This is a genomic window from Acidovorax sp. HMWF018 (assembly GCF_003061035.1).
In the GTDB taxonomy this organism is placed as follows: Bacteria; Pseudomonadota; Gammaproteobacteria; order Burkholderiales; family Burkholderiaceae_C; genus Acidovorax; species Acidovorax delafieldii.
In genome coordinates this window covers 2,289-4,051 of sequence record NZ_QAIM01000528.1, presented here as the reverse complement: position 1 = coordinate 4,051, position 1,763 = coordinate 2,289, and the positions used below count along the sequence as shown (strand labels likewise).

The following is a 1,763-nucleotide window of genomic DNA, read 5'->3' as shown; positions in this document are numbered from 1 at the left end:
AGGCCATGATTAAGACCAAGGCCGTACCCCATGTCACCATGGCACGCAAAGGCAGGCTGGATGGCCGCTTGAGGTGCGGTGCCGCACTGCTGGTGGCAGAACGCTCGGGGGCGGTGGCGGAGAGCGGTTTAGGGGCCGTCATGGGCAAAATGTTTCCAAACGCAACGATAGCCATCATAGGCGCGCACTGCGCCCTGTTCACTAGCGGCTGCTGCGCCACTGCGGTCCTTGCAGTTTCGTACCCAGCCTGCGCCACCCCAGTATGACGCCTGTCACGCTCATCACCGCCCCACCCAGGCTCAGCGCGATGAGCATCACATCCCAGAGCGGTCTGCGCTCCAGCAGCGGCAGCCAGTCCCAGCTGTGCAGCATGGCAAACAGCCAGCGGCTCGTGCGGCGGTGGCTGTCGGTGCGGCCCAGTACGGCCCCTGTGTGCGGGTCGATGTGCACCCAGGTGGCGTGCGGGTCGTCGAACACCACGCGAAGCGCGGGCAAAGGCTTCTCGGCGCCGCCAGTCATGGTGTGGGCAGCGCGGTCGTAGTAGTGCAGATCGTAGGCGGTCAGGGTGTCGGTGCGCACCACCGCGTGGGGTAACAGGCGCGCGGCGGCTTCGGCCACAGCACCCGGGGCCCACACGTGCGCGGCGGCGGTGATGGCGTCCAGCACCGTCGGGGCGCCAGTGGGGCTGTGGGCCAGCACCAGCGTGTGGTCGGCATGGCGCACCCACCGCAGTTCACGGGTGTTGGGCGACGCCGCAGAGAGCAAGGCTTGCACCGCTGCTGCCTGCGCGGGCACTTGCAGGGGCCCGCCATTCATGGCCTGCTGGCGCAGTGGCATTGCGCCGCTGTCGAAAATCTTCCACGGGTTCATGGACATGAGGCCGCTGAAGATCCAGGTGAACGTGATGACCGCAAATACCAGCCCAAACACATGGTGCCAGCGCATCATGTAACCCCTGTACGGCGTGTGCGCGCCCGTCTTGTATCGGCCCCGGAAGCGCCAGCGCAGCACGCCCACCACCGTGCCCGTCACCGCGAGCACGATGCCTGCGATGGACAGCCAGTTCAAGATGTCCGTCCAGTAGTCATTGAAGACATTGCCCCGGAAGGGGTAGAGCCAGTGGATCCAGGCGCCTGCGTAGTTCCAGGCGCGTTCCTGCAGCGGTGCATCGCGCACCACCTCGCCGGTGGTGCCCGACACATAGACCACGGTGCCCGCGCTGTCGCCCAGGTGCAGGCGGTGCAGGGGGCGGTGCACATCGAGTGCGCGCGAGTGGGTGAAGGCGTCCTCGTCGATCATGCCCTGGTAGTCGATGGACCGGTTGGCTTGCAGCGCAAAGGCGCGGGCCGAGGCGATGGCGTGCGTGGCGTCCACACGCTGCAATCGCTCGCCGGTGATGGCGTCGATGACCGCAGGCGCCGGTGCCCTGCGCGGGCGTGGTGCGGTGTCGCCGGTGGGTGCTGCGGGCACCACCAGGTACACGGCACGCCCGCCGGTGGCCACCGCCAGCCGCAGGTCCTGCAGCGGGCCTACCAGGCCCGCGCGCTGCAGGGCATCGGCGGGTTCCAGCAGGCGCTCGGGGCCCAGCATGGTGCTGCGCAGGGGCGGCAGATGGGCAAGGCGCTCGGCCTGCGTGAGCTTGGGGTAGCCCACGTACATCATCACCACGCCCGAGACGAACCACATGGCGAAGAAGGCGCATAGCAACACGCCCAGCCAGCGGTGGACGAGGTACAGCCAGCGTTTGGCGTGTGGCATGTCCG

General features: G+C 67.9%; 1 protein-coding gene. It reads right to left on the bottom strand.

Annotation, left to right across the window (positions count from 1 at the left end):
- Positions 1-201 precede the first annotated feature (201 nt).
- Positions 202-1,758: a PepSY-associated TM helix domain-containing protein gene (locus DBR23_RS22460; protein ID WP_108499634.1), complete on the bottom strand. Its 1,557-nt coding sequence runs from the start codon at positions 1,756-1,758 to the stop codon at positions 202-204.
- Between the last annotated feature and the right edge of the window lie 5 nt (positions 1,759-1,763).

Bases quoted from the DNA above. Each gene is read 5' to 3' on its own strand.
- DBR23_RS22460 (WP_108499634.1), bottom strand. From the start codon at position 1,758: ATGCCACACGCCAAACGCTGGCTGTACCTCGTCCACCGCTGGCTGGGC.